The sequence below is a fragment of the Rhizobium sp. N122 genome (genome assembly GCF_002211295.1).
Classification (GTDB): Bacteria; Pseudomonadota; Alphaproteobacteria; order Rhizobiales; family Rhizobiaceae; genus Rhizobium.
Genome location: NZ_LOKU01000023.1, coordinates 211423 through 229146 on the forward strand (window position 1 = coordinate 211423; position 17724 = coordinate 229146).

16 protein-coding genes are annotated in these 17724 nt (G+C 59.9%); 9 read left to right on the plus strand and 7 right to left on the minus strand.

The features are described from left to right. Window positions 1-27 precede the first annotated feature (27 nt). Together alaS and ATY75_RS17815 are read left to right on the plus strand one after the other, a co-directional pair. Window positions 28-2682 carry an alanine--tRNA ligase gene (gene alaS / locus ATY75_RS17805; protein WP_088938599.1) on the plus strand — a complete coding sequence of 885 codons (2655 nt, stop codon included), beginning with the start codon at window positions 28-30 and terminating at the stop codon, window positions 2680-2682. 385 nt (window positions 2683-3067) lie between these two features. Then, window positions 3068-3919 carry an AraC family transcriptional regulator gene (locus ATY75_RS17815; protein WP_088938723.1) on the plus strand — a complete coding sequence of 284 codons (852 nt, stop codon included), beginning with the start codon at window positions 3068-3070 and terminating at the stop codon, window positions 3917-3919. A gap of 73 nt (window positions 3920-3992) precedes the next feature. Here the strand turns inward: ATY75_RS17815 and ATY75_RS17820 are convergent, their stop codons facing one another. From ATY75_RS17820 to ATY75_RS17830, 3 genes are all read right to left on the minus strand, one after another. Beyond that, the gene (locus tag ATY75_RS17820; protein ID WP_088938600.1) at window positions 3993-4619 is read right to left on the minus strand and encodes a glutathione S-transferase family protein; all 627 of its coding nucleotides are present in this window, start codon (window positions 4617-4619) and stop codon (window positions 3993-3995) included. A gap of 68 nt (window positions 4620-4687) precedes the next feature. Beyond that, a complete protein-coding gene (locus ATY75_RS17825; protein ID WP_064838642.1) occupies window positions 4688-5134 on the minus strand; it encodes a GNAT family N-acetyltransferase in 447 nt (148 codons plus the stop codon). Window positions 5135-5203: 69 nt separating this feature from the next. Beyond that, window positions 5204-6415 (minus strand): NADP-dependent isocitrate dehydrogenase, encoded by a 1212-nt coding sequence (locus ATY75_RS17830; protein ID WP_003586206.1) that lies wholly within the window; start codon window positions 6413-6415, stop codon window positions 5204-5206. A gap of 187 nt (window positions 6416-6602) precedes the next feature. Between ATY75_RS17830 and ATY75_RS17835 the strand changes: the two genes are divergently transcribed. From ATY75_RS17835 to murI, 4 genes are all read left to right on the plus strand, one after another. Next, a complete protein-coding gene (locus tag ATY75_RS17835; protein ID WP_088938601.1) occupies window positions 6603-7130 on the plus strand; it encodes a hypothetical protein in 528 nt (175 codons plus the stop codon). Window positions 7131-7233: 103 nt separating this feature from the next. Then, window positions 7234-9267 carry an FUSC family protein gene (locus ATY75_RS17840; RefSeq protein ID WP_088938602.1) on the plus strand — a complete coding sequence of 678 codons (2034 nt, stop codon included), beginning with the start codon at window positions 7234-7236 and terminating at the stop codon, window positions 9265-9267. A gap of 4 nt (window positions 9268-9271) precedes the next feature. Further along, entirely contained in the window at window positions 9272-10102 is an 831-nt protein-coding gene (locus ATY75_RS17845; protein ID WP_088938603.1) for an RNA methyltransferase, read from the plus strand. Continuing rightward, entirely contained in the window at window positions 10083-10883 is an 801-nt protein-coding gene (gene murI / locus ATY75_RS17850; RefSeq protein WP_088938604.1) for a glutamate racemase, read from the plus strand. The genes ATY75_RS17845 and murI overlap by 20 nt, the downstream gene beginning before the upstream one ends. An 82-nt stretch (window positions 10884-10965) precedes the next feature. Here murI and ATY75_RS17855 read toward each other — a convergent pair whose 3' ends face one another. From ATY75_RS17855 to ATY75_RS17870, 4 genes are all read right to left on the minus strand, one after another. Beyond that, a complete protein-coding gene (locus ATY75_RS17855; RefSeq protein WP_088938605.1) occupies window positions 10966-12546 on the minus strand; it encodes an FAD-dependent oxidoreductase in 1581 nt (526 codons plus the stop codon). A gap of 10 nt (window positions 12547-12556) precedes the next feature. Then, a complete protein-coding gene (locus ATY75_RS17860; protein WP_088938606.1) occupies window positions 12557-13288 on the minus strand; it encodes a GntR family transcriptional regulator in 732 nt (243 codons plus the stop codon). 87 nt (window positions 13289-13375) lie between these two features. Next, the gene (locus ATY75_RS17865) at window positions 13376-14032 is read right to left on the minus strand and encodes an amino acid ABC transporter permease (protein WP_088938607.1); all 657 of its coding nucleotides are present in this window, start codon (window positions 14030-14032) and stop codon (window positions 13376-13378) included. 5 nt (window positions 14033-14037) lie between these two features. Next, complete coding sequence (locus ATY75_RS17870) at window positions 14038-14703, minus strand: amino acid ABC transporter permease (RefSeq protein WP_088938608.1); 666 nt, start codon at window positions 14701-14703, stop codon at window positions 14038-14040. 172 nt (window positions 14704-14875) lie between these two features. Between ATY75_RS17870 and ATY75_RS17875 the strand changes: the two genes are divergently transcribed. The 3 genes from ATY75_RS17875 (at window position 14876) to ATY75_RS17885 (ending at window position 17464) form a co-directional block, all read left to right on the plus strand. Then, window positions 14876-15640, plus strand: a complete 765-nt coding sequence (locus ATY75_RS17875) for an SDR family NAD(P)-dependent oxidoreductase (RefSeq protein ID WP_088938609.1) — start codon at window positions 14876-14878, stop codon at window positions 15638-15640. 58 nt (window positions 15641-15698) lie between these two features. After that, complete coding sequence (locus tag ATY75_RS17880) at window positions 15699-16601, plus strand: transporter substrate-binding domain-containing protein (RefSeq protein ID WP_190241377.1); 903 nt, start codon at window positions 15699-15701, stop codon at window positions 16599-16601. 62 nt (window positions 16602-16663) lie between these two features. Then, the gene (locus ATY75_RS17885) at window positions 16664-17464 is read left to right on the plus strand and encodes an amino acid ABC transporter ATP-binding protein (protein WP_280950603.1); all 801 of its coding nucleotides are present in this window, start codon (window positions 16664-16666) and stop codon (window positions 17462-17464) included. Window positions 17465-17724: the final 260 nt, after the last annotated feature.

Consider the following 17724-nt stretch of genomic DNA (forward strand, 5'->3'; position numbering starts at 1 on the left):
GCCTCCGGCAGCATTGAAGGGCATAGCATGAGCGGTGTGAACGATATCCGGTCGACATTCCTCGACTATTTCAAGAAGAACGGTCATGAGATCGTCTCGTCGAGCCCGCTCGTGCCGCGCAACGACCCGACGCTGATGTTTACCAATGCCGGCATGGTGCAGTTCAAGAATGTCTTCACCGGTCTGGAGAAACGCCCTTATTCCACGGCGACGACCTCGCAGAAATGCGTGCGCGCCGGCGGCAAGCACAACGACCTCGACAATGTCGGCTATACCGCCCGCCACCTGACTTTCTTCGAAATGCTCGGCAACTTTTCGTTTGGCGACTATTTCAAGGAGAATGCGATCGAGCTTGCCTGGAAGCTCGTCACCGAAGGTTTCGATCTGCCGAAACATCGCCTGCTGGTCACCGTCTATTCCGAAGACGAAGAAGCCGCGACGCTGTGGAAGAAGATCGCCGGCTTGTCCGACGACAAGATCATCCGCATCCCGACCTCCGACAATTTCTGGCAGATGGGCGATACTGGCCCCTGCGGCCCATGCTCTGAAATCTTCATCGACCAGGGCGAGAACGTCTGGGGCGGCCCTCCGGGTTCGCCTGAAGAGGATGGCGACCGGTTCCTGGAATTCTGGAACCTCGTCTTCATGCAGTTCGAGCAGATCGAACCCGGCGTGCGCAACCCGCTGCCGCGTCCGTCGATCGATACCGGCATGGGTCTGGAGCGCATGGCCTGCATCCTGCAGGGCGTCCAGAGCGTCTTCGACACGGACCTGTTCCGCACGCTGATCGGTACTATCGAGGAGACGATGGGCGTTAAGGCGGAGGGTAGCGCCAGTCACCGGGTCATCGCTGACCATCTGCGCTCCTCGGCCTTCCTGATCGCCGACGGCGTGCTGCCGTCGAATGAAGGCCGCGGCTATGTGCTGCGCCGTATCATGCGTCGCGCCATGCGGCATGCTCAGCTTCTCGGCGCCAAGGAGCCGCTGATGTATAAGCTGCTGCCGACGCTGGTGCAGGAGATGGGCCGCGCCTATCCGGAACTCGTGCGCGCTGAAGCGTTGATTTCGGAGACGCTGAAACTCGAGGAAGGCCGCTTCCGCAAGACGCTGGAGCGTGGCCTGTCGCTGCTGTCGGATGCGACCACGGATCTCGGCAAGGGCGACATGCTGGACGGCGAGACCGCCTTCAAGCTTTACGACACCTACGGCTTCCCGCTCGACCTGACGCAGGATGCGCTGCGTGCCCGCGAGATCGGCGTCGACATCTCCGGCTTCACCGATGCCATGCAGCGCCAGAAGGCCGAAGCCCGCTCGCATTGGGCCGGTTCCGGCGAGAAGGCAACCGAAACCATCTGGTTCGAGCTTAGGGAAAAGAACGGTGCAACCGAATTCCTGGGTTACGACACCGAAACCGCCGAAGGCGTGGTGCAGGCGATCGTCAAAGACGGGGCTGCTGCTGACGAAGCCAGGGCCGGCGACAAGGTGCAGATCGTCGTGAACCAGACGCCGTTCTATGGCGAATCCGGCGGTCAGATGGGCGATACCGGCGTCATCTCGTCCGACCACGGCAGAATAGAGGTCTCGGACACGCAGAAGAAGGGCGAAGGTCTCTTCGTGCACTCCGGCGTCGTTGTCGAAGGCGCATTCAAGATCAGCGATGCGGTTGTTCTGACCGTCGATCACGCCCGCCGTTCGCGCCTGCGCGCCAACCACTCGGCAACACACCTGCTGCACGAGGCGCTGCGCGAGGTGCTTGGCACCCATGTTGCCCAGAAGGGTTCGCTGGTCGCGCCCGAGCGCCTGCGTTTCGACGTGTCGCATCCGAAGCCGATGTCGGCCGAGGAGCTGAAGATCGTCGAGGATATGGCCAACGAGATCGTGCTGCAGAATTCTCATGTCACGACCCGGCTGATGAGCGTCGACGACGCCATCGAGGAAGGCGCCATGGCACTCTTCGGCGAGAAGTACGGCGATGAAGTGCGGGTCGTCTCGATGGGCACAGGCCTTCATGGCGCAAAGAGCAACAAGCCATACTCGGTCGAGCTCTGCGGTGGCACGCATGTGTCGGCCACCGGTCAGATCGGCCTAATCCGCGTTCTCGGCGAAAGCGCCGTCGGCGCCGGCGTTCGCCGCATCGAAGCGGTGACCGGTGAATCGGCGCGCGAATATCTCGCCGAGCAGGATGATCGCGTGAAGACGCTCGCTGCCTCGCTGAAGGTTCAGCCTTCGGAAGTTCTGTCGCGCGTCGAGGCGCTGATGGACGAGCGCCGCAAGCTGGAGAAGGAGCTGGCCGATGCCAAGCGTAAGCTCGCCATGGGCGGCGGGCAGGGCGGCTCGGTCGATGCCGTGCGCGAAGTCGCCGGCGTCAAGTTTCTCGGCAAATCGATTTCAGGCGTCGATCCCAAGGATCTGAAGGGACTTGCCGATGACGGCAAGACCAGCATCGGCTCCGGCGTCGTCACCCTGATCGGCGTGTCCGACGACGGCAAGGCAAGCGCTGTCGTGGCGGTGACGCCGGATCTCGTCGAGCGCTACAGCGCCGTTGACCTCGTCCGCATCGCCTCTGCCGCCCTCGGCGGCAAGGGCGGCGGCGGCCGTCCCGACATGGCCCAGGCCGGCGGTCCGGACGGCTCGAAGGCAGACGAGGCGATCGAAGCGGTGGCCCTGGCACTCGCCGGGTGAGCTGCGGGTTCATTCCTAAGTTTCGAAAAGGCGGAAGCTTGGCTTCCGCCATTCTGATAGATTTGTTCTTTATTCGCCGCCCCTCCAGCCCTCCTCATTCGTGTGCTCGTCACAGGAATCCAGTGCGCCCAAGTCCTTGGGCGCCAAAGACCCTTTTCTTTAGGTTTTGATTCATTCACGGCGCGGACGCGCCGTGGCTGGATTCCCGTGACGAGCACAGGAATGAGGGAGGGGAAATCGGCGTAGCGGCATATGGCGACGTTTTCCTCTGTCGCTTAGCGGGTCGATGGCGCAGCGTTGGCGTTCCGGAGCCGGCAAGTCAGCAGGATTTGTCAAATCGGGATATGGTTCTCTGCAGCCGATCGATTTGCATAAGGGCTTTGACATGAATGGCGATGCAGCATGGGCGCTCTATGAAACCCGTCTGAGACGGGTTTCGGCTTATATTCACGACCACCTCGACGAGGAGTTGGATATGGGACGCCTGGCCGAAATTGCCTGTATGTCGAGCTATCACTGGCACAGGATCTATCGGGCGATTTACGGCGAGACGCTGGCGGCCACCGTCAAGCGGCTCCGGCTGCATCGCGCGGCGGGCGAGATTGTCCGCACGGAGCTTGCCGTCCGTGAGATTGCGAAGCGATCAGGCTATCCCAATCTCCAATCCTTCAACCGCATTTTCAAGTCGGTCTACGGCATGCCGCCGGCACGCTACCGGAAAGAGGGAAGCCACACAGCCTTTCAACCCTCACCTTACGGAAAGACCAAAGCCATGTTCGACGTTACCATACGTGAGATCGCACCGACGGAGCTGATCGGTGTCGCCCATGCCGGCTCCTATATGGAGATCGGCAAGGCCTTCGAAACATTGTTCGGCACGCTTTACGCACGCGGTCTCGCCAGACCCGACATGCGGATGATCGGCGTTTATCTCGACGATCCCGATATCGTGCCGGCCGAAAAGCTGCGCTCGATCGCCTGCGTCACCGGCGTTTCCGCGGGGCCGGCCGAAGCGCCGTTCGAGAGGCGTACGATCGACGGCGGCGACTACGCCGTGCTGCGCCATAAAGGTCCCTATGCCGACATGCACAAGGCCTACCAGTGGCTTTATGCGGAGTGGCTGCCGAAATCCGGGCGGCAGTTGAAGGACAGCGTCATGTTCGAGGAATACCTCAACAACCCGCGCGATGTGCCGCCAACCGAGCTTCTGACGGAAATCCACATGCCGCTTGTCTGACATCGTCCGGGGACGCGGCTGAGCTGCCGCGTCCTCCATAGCTCTTTGTTTTACGCATGTCGTTATCAAACGCTCAGGCGGCCTGCATCCTCTCGCCGGCCTCGTCGTCCAGGGCTTTGGCGCGCTTGCCGGCCGGACGCTCGCTGATGCGGCCGAAATAATCGATGAAGGCCTGGCGTTTCTCGATGCTGCCGAACGCGAGCCCCCAGCCGATATGGGAACCGACATAGACGTCGGCGGCAGTGAAGCGTTCGCCGGCGAGGTAGGTCGAGCCGGACACAGCCTTTTCAAGCGTGTTCATGACGTCGCCGAAACTGCCGCAGCCGGCCATGCGCAGGCGCTCTGCCGGAATTTCGAAGCCGAGTGCCTTCATCGTCACCGCCGATTCCAACGGGCCGGCGGCAAAGAACATCCAGCGGTAATAGGCGGCGCGCTCTTCCGGTTCGGGGGCCAGCCCCTTTTCCGGGAAGGTCTCGGCGAGGTAGGCGCAGATCGCCGCGCATTCGGTGACCACGGTGTCGCCATGGCGGATCGCCGGCACCTTGCCCATCGGGTTGAGCCGCAGATATTCCGGCGCCTTCATGCCGTCGCCGAAGGTCAGGAGTTCGGTGCGATAGGGCTGACCGATTTCCTCCAACATCCAGCGCGCGATGCGGCCGCGTGACATCGGGTTCGTGTAGAATACCAATTCTTCGGTCATGACATCCTCCTCCTCTTGCGTCGCCAGGAATCAATAGCGCGGCGAGGTCTTTCTGCAACCCCCGATCTTCAGAGTGCCTTGCGGTACTGGATGAAGCCTGAGCGCTCGGCGATCCGGTCATAGAGCCGCCGCGCCGTTGCATTCGTTTCATGCGTCATCCAATAAAGCCTGCCTGCGCCGTTTTGACGGGCAAAATCGGCGATGGCGTCGATCAGCGCGGCGCCAGTGCCGAGCCCGCGCTGGCTGTTTTCGACATAGAGATCCTGCAGGTAGCAGGTCCATTGCGGCAGCCAGCAGGAGCGGTGAAAGATGGCATGGACGATGCCGACAAGGCGGCCGTCTCCATCGAAGGCGCCGAGCGCATGCATCGGTTCGCTGGGCTCGTGGAAGCGGCCCCAGGTGAGATCAGTGGTTTCGGGCGGGATGACCACTTCGTAGAAGCGCTGATACGCCTCCCACAGGGGTTGCCAAGCAGCGCGGTCGGATGGTTCGAGCGGGCGCACGGTCGTCGTCATCAGCTGTTCTCCCAAATGAAAACGGCGGGGAAATCCCCGCCGTTTCAACGCTATCCCGAAAGAGGAGGCTTACGCCATCGCCTTCTGCAGGTTCTGGTCGATCTTGTCGAGGAAGGCGGTGGTCGAGAGCCACGGCTGGTCGGGGCCGATCAAGAGCGCCAGGTCCTTGGTCATGAAACCGGATTCGACGGTATCGACGCAGACCTTTTCCAGCGTCGAGGCGAAGCGGGCCAGCTCGGCGTTGTCGTCGAGCTTGGCGCGATGGGCAAGGCCGCGGGTCCAGGCGAAGATCGAGGCGATCGAATTCGTCGAGGTTTCCTGGCCCTTCTGGTGCTGGCGGTAATGGCGGGTAACCGTGCCGTGGGCGGCTTCGGCTTCGACCGTCTTGCCATCCGGCGTCAGCAGCACCGAGGTCATCAGGCCGAGCGAGCCGAAGCCCTGGGCAACGGTGTCGGACTGGACGTCGCCGTCGTAGTTCTTGCAGGCCCAGACATAACCACCCGACCACTTGAGCGCCGAGGCGACCATGTCGTCGATCAGGCGGTGTTCATAGGTGATGCCGGCTTCCTTGAACTGATCCTTGAATTCGGTCTCGTAGACTTCCTCGAAAATGTCCTTGAAGCGGCCGTCATAGGCCTTGAGGATGGTGTTCTTGGTCGACAGGTAGACCGGCCACTTGCGCATCAGGCCGTACATCATCGAGGCGCGGGCGAATTCGCGGATCGATTCGTCGAGGTTGTACATCGCCATGGCGACGCCGGCGCCCGGCGCGTTGAAGACTTCCTTCTCGATGACGGTGCCGTCTTCGCCGACGAACTTGATCGTCAGCTTGCCTTTGCCGGGGAATTTGAAGTCGGTGGCGCGGTACTGGTCGCCGAAGGCGTGGCGGCCGACGACGATCGGCTGGGTCCAGCCGGGAACCAGGCGCGGCACGTTCTTGCAGATGATCGGCTCGCGGAAGATGACGCCGCCGAGGATGTTGCGGATCGTGCCGTTCGGGCTCTTCCACATTTCCTTGAGGTTGAATTCCTTGACGCGAGCCTCATCCGGCGTGATCGTCGCGCACTTGATGCCGACGCCGTACTTCTTGATGGCATTGGCGGCGTCGACGGTCACCTGGTCGTTGGTGGCGTCGCGGTTTTCGACGGAGAGGTCGAAATAGTCGATATCGAGGTCGAGATACGGATGGATCAGCTTATCCTTGATGAGCTGCCAGATGATGCGCGTCATTTCATCGCCGTCGAGATCGGCGACGGGATTGGCGACCTTGATCTTGTTCATGTATCTGCCTCGTTCGAGCTTGAAGGGGACAAGCGTCCCGGGTGGGTGACCTGATGAGGAGCGCTATAGCACTGTGAACCGGGAACGCAAAGCTGCAACGGGTTTCACAATGCGTTTTTGCCGCCATTGCCAAGCGCCGAAATCTGGCTACTGTCCCGCTTGATTTGCCCGCCCGGAACATTCGACCATGAAGACAATCACCCTTGTTATCGCAAGCCTTATCGCCTTTTCAGGCGCCGCTTACGCGGCCGACGCCACTGCTCCGGTGAAGGAGATCATGGACGCGACCAAGAGCAACTGGGCCGACAACAACAGCGACTGGACCGACGTTTTCGAAGCGAGCCGGCTCGACCATCTCTACAGCCAGGATTTCGTCGCCAGATACAAGGCGGCCGCGCAATTTCCTGCCGCCGACGACGACGGCATATCGCCGTTCGATTACGACGTCATCGTCAACGGCCAGGATGCATGCCCGCTGGAGGATATGACGATGGCGGCGGCGGCGCCGGTCAACGGCACGACCGAGGTCACGGTGCGCTTCAAGAAATCCGCCTGCGCGGACACAGCTGACGCCAAGGACTACACCACCGTTCGTTTCGAGGTGGTCGAGGAGGCCGGCCAAGCCGTGATCGACGATATCGTCACCGAGAATCTGGAAACGCAGGGCCGCGATTCCCTGAAGGCGACGATGGCGCTGATTGCCAAGGGCCAATAGGGACGCGGCATTCGCGAGCGTCGAGATTTCGATCTCGGGCAGTTTGCTTTCGCCCGGCATGGCATTATCTGTCGATCCTTCCGCGGCATGAGGGGTTTCTGCATTGTTTTCCGGCTTTCAGGCTCGCGACTGGCTGCTTGCCAATGATCCGGCGCTTTCGCGCCTGCGCATGGCGCTGCGGGTGACGCTGACGATCGTTTTCTCCTTTTTGGTCCTTCTTGCCATCGACATGTTCATCCTGCCGTTGCCGACCGCGGCCTTCGGCCTCGGCATCGTGCTGTCGATCGAAGGCGGAGTGGCGGTGCGCGACAAGGGCAATTCCCGCCAGCTGGTGACGCGGCTCTTCGGTTGTGTGGCAAGCCTTGCCGTCGTCGGCATTGCCGCGGGGCTCGAGGATCGCCGTTTTCTCTCCGATCTCGTCTTCCTGGCGGTGATTGCGCTCGCATCGGCGGGACGGGTGTTCGGGCCGCGCGGTTTTGCCATCGGCATGTTCGCCTTCACCTCCTATTTTATGGGCGCCTATTTCCGTCCGCCGCTTGCCGAACTGCCTGAGGTGACGATCGGCCCGGTCGTCTCGGTGCTCGTCGGCCATCTCGTCAGGACGGTGCTTTTGCCCGACGACTGGCGGCGCGACCTGCTGCGCGCGCTCGAAAGCGTGCGCGGGCGGATCAACCAGATCCTTTTCAAGCTCGCCGCCATCGCCGGCGGCGGCGAGATCGGCGAAGCCGACCGGCAGGAGCTGCGCCAGTTGGAAGATCGGCTGAAGGAAGTCGTGCTGATGGCGGAGACCTTCATCCCGCGCCCGCCGGCCGGCGTTTTCGACGGCGCCTCCGATCCTGCAGCCGAGCTGGCGATCCGGCTCTTCGACGCCCATCTTGCGGCCGAGAGCGCGATCGTGCTGAGCTTCCAGAGCCCGCCGCCTTTTGCGCTCGTCCATGCCGTCATCGAGGCGGATGCGGCCGAACTCGCAAGATTCGAGGGGATGGACGAGGGCATCCCGGATCAGCCGCAGGGCGAAACCGTGCGAGCGCTCCTCTGGCTCGGCGAGGCCAGGCAGCAACTGACGCAGGCGATCGGCGAGGGGCAGGCCTCCGGCTTCTCCGAGATCGATGCGGTCAGTGATGCGGCACCATCCCCGTCGATCGACGTTTCGCTCGCCAATCCGCTGCTGCGCGCGGCACTGCAGATCACCATCGCGTCGGCAATCGCCATGAGCTTCGGCCTGCTCTTGTCGCGCGAACGCTGGTTCTGGGCGGTGCTTGCTTCCTTCCTTGTCTTCACCAACACCAATTCGCGCGGTGACACTGCGATGAAGGCGCTGTCGCGTTCGCTCGGCACCGTGTTCGGGATTGCCATCGGCCTTGTGCTGGCAACGCTGATTTCAGGCAAGCCCGATATCGCCATTCCGGTTGCCGCCGTCTGTATCTTCCTCGCCTTCTATTTCCTGCAGGTTTCCTATGCGACGATGACCTTCTTCATCTCGATCGTGCTCTGCCTGGTCTACGGCATGACAGGCGTGCTGACGCTCGATCTGTTGAAGCTGCGCATCGGGGAGACCATGATTGGGGCTGCGGCCGGAACGGCGGTCGCTTTCATCGTCTTTCCCACACGCACACGCGGCGCGCTCGATTCCGCGCTTGCCCGCTGGTTCCAGGCGCTGCGCGACCTGCTGGGCGCGCTCAGCGAAGGCAAGAGCGGTTTCGAGCTGATGGCGCTGTCACAGAAGATCGATGCCTGCTACCGCGACGTGACGGTGGCGGCGCGGCCACTCGGCTCTTCCTGGTCGGTGGTGACGCGGCCGGGCCAGATTCGCCAGACGCTGGCGATCTTCCTGTCCTGCACCTATTGGGCGCGTATCCTGGCGAAGAATTATCAAGCGCCGGCCGCCGAGGACACTCAGAACAGGCTGATCGCAGCGGACCTGGCGCTGATCGACGATGCCGCCCCGCGCGGCTCCAGTTGCTTCTTGATCAAGCGCAAGGCCTCGCGGACAACGGGGCGGCACCTGCCGCTGTCGCGCGAGGGTGCGAGGCTGGGGCTCGAAATGATCGGTTCGGCGCTGGAAAGGCTATATCCGCAGGCCGACGTCTTGCCGTTTGCAGCGGGCGAGGCTATTGCCCGCTCGAAACAAGGATAAGACCATGGCAGGCACGAACAGCGAGCGTCAACTTCTGGCCGAAGGGCCGGCCATTATTCTGGTCGAGCCGCAGATGGGCGAGAATATCGGCATGGTGGCGCGGGCCATGGCGAATTTCGGTCTGGCAGAACTGCGCCTCGTCAATCCGCGTGACGGCTGGCCGAACGAAAAGGCGCTGGCGACCGCCTCCAAGGCTGATCATGTGATCACGGCAACGAAGGTCTACGACACGCTGGAGCAGGCGGTCGCCGATCTCAACTTCGTTTATGCGACGACGGCGCGCGAGCGCGACGGTTATAAGCCGGTGCGCTCCCCGGTCATCGCCGCCGAGACGCTGAGGGCGAAATTCCGCGCGGGCGAGGGCACCGGCATTCTCTTCGGGCGCGAGCGCTGGGGGCTGACCAATGAGGAAGTGGCGCTGGCCGACGAGATCGTCACCTTTCCCGTCAATCCGGCCTTTGCCTCGCTGAATATCGCCCAGGCCGTGCTGCTGATGTCTTATGAATGGATGAAATCCGGCATGGAGGATATTGGCGCCGTGCCCTTCCAGGCAATTGGGCAGACGCCCTCGACCAAGGAGCAATTGTTCGGTCTGTTCGATCAGTTGGAAGACGCGCTCGATGCGCGCGGTTATTTCCATCCTGCCGGGAAAAAGCCCAAAATGGTCGACAATCTGCGTGCAGTTCTATCCCGCCGGGCTTTCACGGAGCAGGAAATCAGCGTGTTGCGCGGCGTCATCTCTTCCCTCGACCGCTTCTCGCGCAAGAGCCCGCGCGGCGGCAGGTTCCCGACATCGGCCAAGGAAACACCGCCAGATGACAGCGACGACGCGTGAGCTGAAACCCATCTTGCTCTTCGATTCCGGCATCGGCGGGCTGACCGTGCTGCGTGAGGCGCGTGTGCTGATGCCGGAGCGCGGCTTCATCTACGTCGCCGACGATGCCGGCTTTCCCTATGGCGGCTGGGAAGAGCAGGCGCTGAAGGAGCGTGTGATCGGGCTCTTCGGCCGGCTGCTCGCGGAGCACGATCCCGAAGTCTGCATCATTGCCTGCAACACCGCCTTCACGCTGGTCGGCGCCGATCTGCGCGCCGCCTTTCCCCAGATGACCTTCGTCGGCACCGTGCCGGCCATCAAGCCGGCGGCGGAGCGCACGCGCTCCGGCCTCGTCTCGGTGCTGGCCACGCCGGGCACGGTGAAGCGGGCCTATACGCGCGATCTCATCCAGTCCTTCGCGCAGCAGTGCCATGTCCGCCTCGTCGGCTCGGAGAACCTGGCGCGTATGGCCGAAGCCTATATTCGCGGCGACGCCGTCTCCGATGACGCCGTGCTTGCGGAAATCGACCAATGTTTCGTCGAGAAGGACGGCCACAAGACCGATATCGTGGTGCTCGCCTGCACCCATTATCCCTTCATGGCCAATCTTTTCCGGCGGATTGCCCCCTGGCCGGTCGATTGGCTCGATCCGGCCGAAGCGATCGCACGGCGCGCCCGCACGCTGGTTCCGCTGGTTGCCGATGCCGTGCATCCCGATAATTTCGACTTCGCGGTCTTCACCTCTGGGCAACAGGATTTCGCGACGCGGCGGCTGATGCAGGGTTTTGGCTTGAGGGCGTAGAATTGTAATTTGACGCTCGGCTGACTGAATGTCGCCGATTTCGGCTAGAAGCTCTGACCGGAGCCCGAAGTCATGTCAGCGTTCACCTCTTGCCACTCTTTCCCAGATTGACGCCGATGGCATAGGCTGCGGCCATGATTGGCCCTAAAGATCCGCCGTGCCCGGGATATCCCTTTCCGAAGACACTCGCGGCGACGTTACCGCAGGCGTATAGCCCGTCGATAGTTGTCCCGTCGTTACGCCTAACTTTCCCATGTATCGTCGTCCTTAGACCGCCTTTCGTCCCGTTATTGCCAGGCAAGATTTGCACGGCATAGAAAGGACTTTCTCTGATTGGTCCAAGGCATGCATTGGGTAAAACGGTCGGGTCACCATAAAAGAGTCCGTGAGCGTCTGCTCCTCGCCGAAACGCCCGGTCATGGCCGCCGAGCGCGTCTTCGTTGAAGCGGGCGACCGTCGTCCGCAGGCGTTCCGCTTTGACTGAGAGTTTGTCAGCAAGCTCCTTGAGCGACGTCGCGGTGCGCATCCAGCCTGGCGCAGCCTGGCTCGGAGAAATCGACGCGACGGCGTAGCGGTTTTTGAAAGCATGGTCGAAGATCAGCCAGGCCGGCCGATTAATATAGGAGAATGATCCTGGATCGAAATTGTTGAAGGCCATTCCTAGATCATTGTAGGAGGTGGCCTCATTGACAAATCGCTCGCCGTTGCCGTTCACCAGGATAGATCCGGGAAGTGCCAGTTCTCGAACAATGTTCCGCGTTAACGGCTTTCCATCCAACTGTTCGCCAGGAATCTGAAAAGCTGCTGTCCACCACGCTTCCGTCATATTCGCGACCGCGGCGCCGGCTTCCAAGCCAAATCTGAGCCCATCCCCGTCATTTCCGGGAGGCGTCGTCGGTGCGCTGGAAAAACCGGGAAGGAAAGCAGCAACCATCTCCCGGTTCCACTCAAAGCCGCCGGTTGCCAGTACGACGCCGACGTTTGCCGAAACTGATCCCTCTGCCGTCTCAACGCCGAGGCAGCGCCCGCCATCGAAAAAGAGACCAGTCGCGGGCATGTTGACATGAAACTCGACGCCCTCCTTCGCACAAGCCTGAACCATCCCTGCAACCAGGCCGGCACCTTGCGTGCGGATGTTTCGATCTAGACGATCGGCGACTATGTCGGCAGATATGCCCTTCCTGGCTTCCGTTGAAGTAACTGGTTGTCGCAAGGTTGAGTATCGCAGTTTCTCGAAAAGCGAGGCATCCATTGCGGGCTCAAACGGCAAAGGTTCGACGGATCGTCCCGTCTTCGCACCAGGCCACCCAGGATGATAATCGGGGCGGTCGACGCTAAAGAAGCGAAGGTCCGAATGCCTCTCGATGAACCGCAGCATTTCGGGGCCGGTTTTCAGAAACGCTTGCAGCAAATCGAACGGAGTTTCGCCGAGCGTCAGGCGGTCAAGGTAAATCTTAGCGTCGCCCTCGTTATCGTCGAAACCGGAGACAGCCATGACGTGGTTGCTCGGGATCCAGATACCGCCACCGGAGATAGCTGTTGTCCCACCAATCAACGGCGACTTTTCAAAGATCCCAACCGATAAACCTCTCGAGGCTGCAGTGAGGGCAGCCACCAGACCAGCGCCGCCGCTTCCCAGAACGACGACGTCATAACTTCGCATGTTTTTGTTTCTATTCAAGCGACCTGCTCACTCGCCTGTCGTGGCTATTTGAAAGGTTGCGGCGCGTTTCTTCCGTCAACATGAGAATGTTGGTTCGAACGTGTGCTTCGATCTCGCTGGAAGACTTTCCGCTCACATATGCTTCGATGATCCACCCGTGCCCGGCCAGTGTGGACTTTCCGCTGTCTCGGCCCAAAGTATGAAGGATGGTCGCTTCCGTTCGGGGTTGAATGAAACGGTTGATCATCGCGATCCTCGACCTCAGCTGACCGATTTGATCCACGATTGACGCATTCGGGCAGCGTCGATTGATGACCGCGTGGAAGTCCAGGTTGCCTTGGGTCCATCCGACAAGGTCGAACGACGCGAGCGCCTTTGCCATCTCACCGTTGACGGCCTTCAATTGTTTGATATCGGCGCCAGTGATCCTCGGCGCCGCAGCGCCTGTCACGTAGCCCTCCAATACCGCTAAAAGCTCCATCTGCTCAGCCCAGAGATCCGGATCCGCACCCGCAACGATCGCGCCGGAATTCTTGCTGAAGATCACGAGGCTTTCAGCTTCAAGCCGGCGAATTGCTTCCCTAACCGGAACAGGACTGATCGACAATTCCTTTGCAAGCGTGTCGATCACCAGGCGCTGCTTGGGCGCGTAAAGGCCGCGGTCGATACCCTCTTTGATGTAGTCGTATGCAAGCTGCTGCTTGCTTGTAGCTTCCGCGGCGGATGCCACACCCCGTGTCATGCGTTTACTCTCCAACGACAACAATCAAATTGAAAATCAGATTTGATTTCCTTTTGACCTACCGCCTTTGATCGTCTTCAGCAAGCCTCATCGCCTCCAAGCCAAACGTCGTTCCAGACTCATGCTTAGCCTGGACAGTGCAAAGACGATGACGATGAAAATCAGTCCAACTGCGGTCAGATACTCGAACTGCTTGTAGGTGATGGCTGCCTGGGCATTGGCGACATAGACGATATCTTTGACGCCGATAACGCCGACGATGGCGGAATCCTTCAATATCACGATGAACTGATTCAAGAGCAGCGGAATAGCGGTTCGGAGTGCTTGCGGCCAGATGATGACTGAACTCGTCTTCCACGTGGTCATGCCCATGGCGGCGGCTGCTTCCCATTGGCCCCCGTCGATTGTGAGGAGTGCAGATCGATAGATCTCGGCGACGTAGGCGGTGTTGAGAAGTGTCAAGGAGATGATGGCCGCCGTCAGCGGATCCATTTTCCAGCCAGTTACGCCCGCAAGGGCGAAGTAAACCAGGAGCACATAGACGTAAGGAGAGAGTGAGCGGAAGATCTGAACATAGAGAAAACCGATAGACCGGCCGACAGGAGACCTGCTTCGCAATAGGGAAACGATCACTCCGCCGAAAACCATTGAGCAGGCGAGAGTAATCAATGCGATCAGAAACGTGTAGCGGAGACCGTAAAGCATCGCGGGCAGGTAGTTCAGAATGGGTAACCAGCTGTTCATGGCGCTCACAGCCCCCTGCTTTCGGGCATACGGTTTTCGACAATGTTCACCAGCATCGAAAGAAGGAGCATGGTCGTGATCAGGAGTGCTGCGACAGAAATATAGGCTTCGAATGGCCTGTAGTGGTTGAGGCTGATGTCTTGAGCCGCGAAAATAAGTTCTGGTACCGCGACGACAGCCGCATAGGTGGACGCTTTGAAGCAGATCACGAACACATTGAGCAAAGGTGGGATTACCACTCTGATTACCTGAGGAAACAGGACCATGCGGTTGATGCGGTAATCCGAGAGACCGAGCGCCTTGCCGGCTTCGATCTGTCCGATGTCGATCGAATTATAGCCCGTGCGAAAAATCTCAGATGCAAAAGCCGAGCTCATGATCCCGATGGCGGTGATGATTGCCTGCGGACCAGACAACGCTAGGCCAAACTTCGTAGCAATGCCAAAGTAGATCCACAAAAGTAGGAGATACATCGGCAGACCTCTGACAATCTGCACGTACACATAGGAAATCCCGTTTGCGATCTTAGATCGCGATGCGGACCCTAGATACGAAATGAACCCGATAATGCAGCCGATCGCGAATCCGGCCAGCGCAAAATACAGATCATACGCCAGCCCCCAGAGAAGGCGCGGCGATTGCGCCAGGATAATCGAGAAATCGAGATCCATTTTCGTTCCCTTTTCTTAAGGCCCGTTTTGGTGAGCTTCTCATCTCACCGATACCGCGCGACATTGATCCCGTCAAGATCATATATGATTTCGTATTGCAAGTCAGATAGATTTGGTCCATAGATGTGGCGAAGAAGACCTTCTTGAGGTCTGGTCAAGGCAGATTGGATGGATGATGCGTTTTTCAGGAAAGGCTGTTCTCATCACGGGCGTCGCAAGCGGCCTGGGACGGGCGGTAGCGCAAGCACTAGCAGCTGAGGGAGGGCGGCTGACCCTCGTTGATCGCGCAAAAGAACCGCTAGACGACCTCGTCGCAGATCTTCACAGGCGTGGCTGCGACGCTATCTGCATCGTCGGCGACGTCGCGGAGGAGCGGACTTCCAAGGAAGCAATCGGCCTGACGCTTCGGCACTTCGGCAAGCTTGACATCCTGATCAATAACGCCGGGATCAATCCGACGGGCTCGATTTCCCAGACCGATCCGGCGACCTGGCAGCAGGCCTTGGACGTCAACCTGAAGTCGGCATACCTGTTTTGCCGCGAAGCCATTCCACACATGATCAATGCTGGCAAAGGGGTGATCGTCAACACGGCGTCGATCGCCGGTCAACGTGCCTCAACAGCCGAGTCCGTTTACGGCGTCTCTAAGGCCGGCCTCATCATGCTGACGCGCGGCATCGCACGAGACTACGGAGCCCGGGGTATTCGCGCAAATGCGATCTGCCCCGGCGTCCTGGAAAGCGTCATGGCCGATCGGCTGACGCGCATGTCTCCGGATCAGGTCCTGGCACGTGATCAGCGCTTTGCGCCGACGGTCCCGCTTGGTCGCTTAGGAACCTACGAGGAAATTGCCAAGGCTATTCTGTTCTTGGCAAGCGAGGATGCCAGCTACGTCAGTGGGGCGCAGCTGACAGTCGACGGCGGTCTTACCGCCTGACAATTGCAACCCATTGCTATGGGGTCGCAAGCCTAAAAGGTAGAAAAGGGGAATGCTCATGGATACGAAGAAAGACAATGAAATACAGTCAAGCCGCCGTTCTCTTCTGACTGCGGGATTGTTTGCGGGAGGCGCTGCGGCCGTCGCACTCGGTTCTACTGGTGCCGCCCAAGCTCAGGACGCCAACAAGGAGTCCGTGCTGGACAAGGTGATCCGGACCAAGAAGATCATCGTAGCGGCCAGCCTGAAGTACCCGCCGAACCTCTACATCAACGACAAGGGCGAACCGGATGGCTACGAAATCGCCATCATCCGTCGAATGATGAAGGATATCTCCCCGGATATAGAGGTGGAATTCACGGATATGGACTTCGGTCAAATGTTCGCGGCAGTCGAGTCGGGCCGTGCCGACATGATGACCACCGGCACGATCTTGCCAAGCCGCTCGCTACGCGGATGGTTTGCAGGCTGCGCTGTAACTTTCCAGCCCGTCTACATCGTAGGACGCGAGGCTGCGGAACTGACTTTCGACCAGATGAACAACTCCAGCTTCAAATTCGCGGCCCTTCAGGGAAGTTCACAAGAAGCAAAGATCCGAGCGCTCTATCCCAGCGCCTCGGTATCGGTGTTTCCTGATCAAACCGGGGCTATTGGCGAGGTGATGTCTGGTCGTGCCAATGCGACCCTGCAATCGCTGTTCACAATCGTGAATACCAAAAAACAGGGTATCAATCTCGCAATCGTCGGCAAGGAGCCGGCCTATGTCGATCACAACACGTTCTTCATGCCGACCGGCGATATCAAAATGTATATGTTTGTGACCAACTGGCTGTTGTTCAACGCCGCCGGCGGGATCATCAACTCGTTGTTCCGCGAATATATCGGCAAGGATGCCATCGCGGCGGGTCTGCCTTATCTCGCAGTCGGCCCTGGCGGCAGCCCACTTCGGATTGAAGCCTAGTCGCCTTTCAGGGGCGGCTCAGGCTCAACCAGGCCGCCTCTGCTTCGGCAGGGAGCAAAAAATTGGAACAAGTCGATACAAAGAAAACCGTCATCTCCTTACGGGGTGCAAGCAAATGGTTCCCTAGCCCCGATCTACCAAGCGTCCGGGGCTTAAACTCGGTCTCGCTCGATGTTCTCGAAGGGGATGTGGTTGTTCTGCTCGGACCCAGCGGATCGGGCAAGAGCACGCTGTTGAGGTGTCTCAATCTCCTTACCATACCGGATGAGGGGCATTTGAGGGTAGGGTCCGTCGAGTGGGATGCCAAAACCTATCACGGTACCCGCTCCAAGGAACGTCACTATAAGCGCGACTTCCAAAGGCTTCGCCGGGAAACCGGAATGGTCTTCCAACATTTCAATCTTTTCCCCCATATGACCGTGCTGCAAAACGTTATGTGCGGTCTTATTCACACAAAAGGGCTTTCCAGCGCGCAGGCCAGGGAGGCCGCACAACAAGAGCTCTCCAAAGTCGGTCTTGCCGAACGGGCAGAGCACTACCCCGGGCAACTATCAGGTGGACAGAAACAGCGGGTCGCTATCGCGCGTGCCATCGCGACGAAGCCGCTTGCAATGCTCTTCGATGAGCCGACATCCGCGCTCGATCCGGAATTGCGTGGCAGCGTCCTGTCGGTGATGCAGGACCTTGCAAAGGAAGGCATGACGATGGTCGTCGTCACCCATGAAATGGGCTTTGCGCGGGCAGTTGGAAACCATATTGTCTTTCTAGAAAACGGCGAAATAATCGAGGAGGGAACGTCTCGCGCGTTCCTCGACAATCCGAAGACCGACCGCGCAAAACGATTTTTGTCGGAGATCGCCTGAAGCCTCGATGACGGGGCGACGGATACTTAAAATCAGGAGGAATTCGGAAGCGCGCAAGGCGCCTGATGCCGATGCTGGGGAGGCTCGGTGCGCTTCGGCTTGTCCTGCCGATCGCGGCGATGGATCGGCTTCTCGGGTGAAGCCGGGAATTGTCCTGTGGGTTGGCGAAATCCGGCCCTGAAAATCAGCAGATTCTTTGATAGACGGGGCGTTGCCGTTTCGGAAGAATGGCGTTTCGTTCATCTGAGTCTCTTCGTCGC

Bases quoted from the DNA above. Each gene is read 5' to 3' on its own strand.
- alaS (WP_088938599.1), top strand. From the start codon at position 28: ATGAGCGGTGTGAACGATATCCGGTCGACATTCCTCGACTATTTCAAG.
- ATY75_RS17815 (WP_088938723.1), top strand. From the start codon at position 3,068: ATGAATGGCGATGCAGCATGGGCGCTCTATGAAACCCGTCTGAGACGG.
- ATY75_RS17820 (WP_088938600.1), bottom strand. From the start codon at position 4,619: ATGACCGAAGAATTGGTATTCTACACGAACCCGATGTCACGCGGCCGC.
- ATY75_RS17825 (WP_064838642.1), bottom strand. From the start codon at position 5,134: ATGACGACGACCGTGCGCCCGCTCGAACCATCCGACCGCGCTGCTTGG.
- ATY75_RS17830 (WP_003586206.1), bottom strand. From the start codon at position 6,415: ATGAACAAGATCAAGGTCGCCAATCCCGTCGCCGATCTCGACGGCGAT.
- ATY75_RS17835 (WP_088938601.1), top strand. From the start codon at position 6,603: ATGAAGACAATCACCCTTGTTATCGCAAGCCTTATCGCCTTTTCAGGC.
- ATY75_RS17845 (WP_088938603.1), top strand. From the start codon at position 9,272: ATGGCAGGCACGAACAGCGAGCGTCAACTTCTGGCCGAAGGGCCGGCC.
- murI (WP_088938604.1), top strand. From the start codon at position 10,083: ATGACAGCGACGACGCGTGAGCTGAAACCCATCTTGCTCTTCGATTCC.
- ATY75_RS17855 (WP_088938605.1), bottom strand. From the start codon at position 12,546: ATGCGAAGTTATGACGTCGTCGTTCTGGGAAGCGGCGGCGCTGGTCTG.
- ATY75_RS17860 (WP_088938606.1), bottom strand. From the start codon at position 13,288: ATGACACGGGGTGTGGCATCCGCCGCGGAAGCTACAAGCAAGCAGCAG.
- ATY75_RS17865 (WP_088938607.1), bottom strand. From the start codon at position 14,032: ATGAACAGCTGGTTACCCATTCTGAACTACCTGCCCGCGATGCTTTAC.
- ATY75_RS17870 (WP_088938608.1), bottom strand. From the start codon at position 14,703: ATGGATCTCGATTTCTCGATTATCCTGGCGCAATCGCCGCGCCTTCTC.
- ATY75_RS17875 (WP_088938609.1), top strand. From the start codon at position 14,876: ATGATGCGTTTTTCAGGAAAGGCTGTTCTCATCACGGGCGTCGCAAGC.
- ATY75_RS17880 (WP_190241377.1), top strand. From the start codon at position 15,699: ATGGATACGAAGAAAGACAATGAAATACAGTCAAGCCGCCGTTCTCTT.